The 3,130-nt window shown below is 70.1% G+C and carries 5 protein-coding genes; 4 read left to right on the top strand and 1 reads right to left on the bottom strand.

Annotated features, from left to right (window positions below):
• The coding region (locus PKE44_RS17170) for a glutathione S-transferase C-terminal domain-containing protein (RefSeq protein WP_324553702.1) at nucleotides 1–361 on the top strand (361 nt) is incomplete at its 5' end.
• A 67-nt stretch (nucleotides 362–428) separates the two neighbouring features.
• Complete coding sequence (locus PKE44_RS17175; RefSeq protein ID WP_324553704.1) at nucleotides 429–1,601, top strand: cation:proton antiporter; 1,173 nt, start codon at nucleotides 429–431, stop codon at nucleotides 1,599–1,601.
• 29 nt (nucleotides 1,602–1,630) lie between these two features.
• Here the strand turns inward: PKE44_RS17175 and PKE44_RS17180 are convergent, their stop codons facing one another.
• Nucleotides 1,631–1,984, bottom strand: a complete 354-nt coding sequence (locus PKE44_RS17180) for an Hpt domain-containing protein (RefSeq protein ID WP_324553706.1) — start codon at nucleotides 1,982–1,984, stop codon at nucleotides 1,631–1,633.
• Nucleotides 1,985–2,148: 164 nt separating this feature from the next.
• On the opposite strand from PKE44_RS17180, the gene PKE44_RS17185 reads away from it, so the two are divergent.
• Complete coding sequence (locus PKE44_RS17185) at nucleotides 2,149–2,631, top strand: CYTH domain-containing protein (protein WP_324553708.1); 483 nt, start codon at nucleotides 2,149–2,151, stop codon at nucleotides 2,629–2,631.
• Nucleotides 2,628–3,130 (top strand): L,D-transpeptidase (locus PKE44_RS17190; RefSeq protein WP_324553710.1); only part of this gene is annotated, 503 nt, incomplete at its 3' end. The genes PKE44_RS17185 and PKE44_RS17190, both read left to right, overlap by 4 nt.

The following is a 3,130-nucleotide window of genomic DNA, read 5'->3' on the forward strand; positions in this document are numbered from 1 at the left end:
CGGGCCGGCGCGCTGGGCGGCGCTGCGCCGGGCCGCGCTCGCCGACGGCATCATCGATGCCGGCATCGCGGTGCTGGTCGAGCGCGTGCGCCGGCCCGAGGCCTACCGCTGGCCGGAGTGGATCGAGTTCCAGACGCTGGCGATCACGCGCGGCCTCGCGGGCTTCGATGCCGAGCTCACGCAGCTGTCCACCGATGCGCCCGGCATCGCCGAGATCGGCCTGATGTGCGCGCTCGACTGGCTGGACTTCCGCGGCATCGGCAGCGGCTGGCGCGATGCGCATCCGGCGCTCGTCGCCTGGCACGGGCAGCTGGCCTTGCGGCCGTCCTTCGCCGGCACGCTGCCGAAGGACCCGGCCTGACGGTGCACGGCTGGCGGAATCGGCGAGGCCCGACGATGCTTGCGGCTCGCCGCGAGGACCGCCCGCCGTGCAAGCCGATCCGATCCTGTTCGCCGTATTCCTGATCTTCACCGGTGCCGCCGTGCTGGCGGCGCTGGCGCTGTTCGCGCGCCAGTCGCTGCTGATCGCCTACATCGCGCTCGGCGGCCTGTGCGGCCCGGCCGGGTTCAATCTGGTCGCCGAGCCGCGCGTGATCGAGCAGATCGGTCACGTCGGCATCATCTTCCTGCTCTATCTGCTCGGTCTGAACCTGCACCCGCAGAAGCTGCTGACGATGCTGCGCGAGGCGACGCGCGTCACGGCGATCAGCTCGGCGGCGTTCGCGGCCGTCGCGGCGATCATCGTCTGGGGCTTCGGCTACACCTTCGCCGAAGGCATCGTCATCGGCGCGGTGATGATGTTCTCCAGCACCATCATCGGCCTGAAGCTGCTGCCGACCACGGCGCTGCACCAGCGGCACATGGGCGAGGTGATGATCTCGGTGCTGCTGCTGCAGGACATCCTCGCGATCTTCATCCTGCTGCTGCTGCAGGGCGCCGGCCAGGATGGCGGCACCGACTGGCTCGCGCTCGGGCAGCGGCTGCTGGCGCTGCCGCTGCTGTTCGGGCTGGCGCTGCTGCTGGAGCGCAAGCTGCTGATGCCGCTGATCGCGCGCTTCGACGTGATCCAGGAGTATGTCTTCCTGACCGCGGTCGGCTGGTGCCTCGGCATGGCGCAGCTTGCGCACGCGCTCGGGCTGTCCTACGAGATCGGCGCCTTCGTCGCCGGCGTCGCGCTCGCGACCAGCATCATCGCGACCTTCATCGCCGAGAGCCTGAAGCCGCTGCGCGACTTCTTCGTGATCATGTTCTTCTTCTCGGTCGGCGCGAGCTTCGAGCTCGGGGCGCTCGGCTCGGTGCTGCTGCCGGCGCTGGTGCTCGCGGCGGCGATGCTGTGGGTCAAGCCGCGCGTGTTCACGCGCCTGCTGCTCGCCGGCGGCGAAAAACCACGGCTGGCCTACGAGATCGGCGTGCGCCTCGGTCAGGTCAGCGAGTTCTCGCTGCTGATCGCGGTGCTGGCGACGCAGGCCGGCGTCATCGGCACCCGGGCCTCGTCGCTGATCCAGGCGGCGACGCTGCTGACCTTCATCGCCAGCTCGTACTGGGTGGTGCGCCGCTTCCCGACGCCGATGGCGGTCAACGACCGGCTGCGCCGCGACTGAGGCGCGGCGCGAAGACGCAGGTCGGGGGGTCAGGTCGCCAGTTCGGCGCTGATCGCCCTCTGCGTGTCGTGCGCGACGGCTTCGAGCTGCGCGAGCACCGGCAGCGCGCGCGAGACATCCCCGGACTTGCCGAGCTGTTCGAGCTCGAAGGCCAGGGCCGACAGCCGCAGCGCGCCGATGCTGCCGCTCGCGGACTTGAGCTTGTGTGCGATCTGGCCGAGCGTCATGGCGGCGCCACGCATCAGGGCCTCTTCCATCGCCGGCAACTGTTCGGCGAGATCGTCGAGGAAGTTCTGCAGCAGGTCACCGTAGGCATCTTCGAGCAGCTCACGCAGCTCGCCGAGCACGGTCGGATCGAGGATCGGCGGGTGTTCAGCACTCATCGGCGGTATCCAGGGGGCAGGGCGGGCGAAGATATACCCTCGCCCGGGCATCCATTAACATCCGTCCACTCACGGCCGGCGTGCTTGTTGCAAACCCTCACAGTGTCTGCAACCGGTTCGCGCTTGCATCCGAATCTTCGCATCCGGGGACGGGTTTCGCACCGATGGCGCTCGAGATCGAACACAAATTTCTGGTCACCGGCGACGGCTGGCGACAGGCCGTCGAGCGCAGCGTGCGCTTCAGTCAGGGCTACCTGGTCAGCGACGACATCCGCTCGGTGCGCGTGCGCCTCGAAGGCGACGAGGCCCGGCTGAACATCAAGCGCTCCGGCATCGGCACCAGCCGCGCCGAGTACGAATGGCCGATCCCGCCGGCCGAGGCCGCCGAAATCCTCGCGACGCTCTGCGGCGCGAAGGTCGAGAAGACCCGCCACTTCGTGCCGCACGCCGGGCATCTGTGGGAGATCGACGAGTTCGCCGGCGACAACGCCGGGCTGGTGGTCGCCGAGGTCGAGCTTGCCTTTGAAGGTGAGCCGTTCGCGCGCCCGGACTGGGTCGGGGCCGATGTCTCGCACGAGCTGCGCTACTACAACTCCCAGCTCGCCGTGCGCCCGTACCGCGACTGGACCGACGCCGAGCGCGGATGAACGGGCCGCAGGCACCGGTGGCGCACGTGCCGCGCGTGCGCGTCGATCTGGCCGGACAGCGGCTGTGGCTGCTCGCGGCCGATGGTCGCATCGAGGCCGGCTTCGCGGTCTCGACCGCTGCCAACGGCCCCGGCGAGCGCATGCACAGCGGCTGCACGCCGCGCGGCCGCCACCGCATCCGCGCGAAGATCGGCGCCGCTGCGCCCGTCGGCACGGTGTTCCGCGGCCGCCGCCCGACCGGCGAAACCTGGAGTCCCGCGTATGCCGCCACCCAGCCGGCCCGCGACTGGATCCTGAGCCGCATCCTGTGGCTCGGCGGCCTGGAGCCGGGCCGCAACCGCTACGGCGACTGCGACAGCCAGCGCCGCTACATCTACATCCACGGCACGCCCGACACCGAACCGATGGGCGTGCCGCGCTCGCACGGCTGCATCCGCATGCGCAACGCCGATGTCATCGAGCTGTTCGACCGGGTGCACGCCGGCGACGAGGTCTGGAT

Origin of the sequence: Plasticicumulans sp. (assembly GCF_035331805.1) — a bacterium.
GTDB lineage: Bacteria > Pseudomonadota > Gammaproteobacteria > Competibacterales > Competibacteraceae > Plasticicumulans.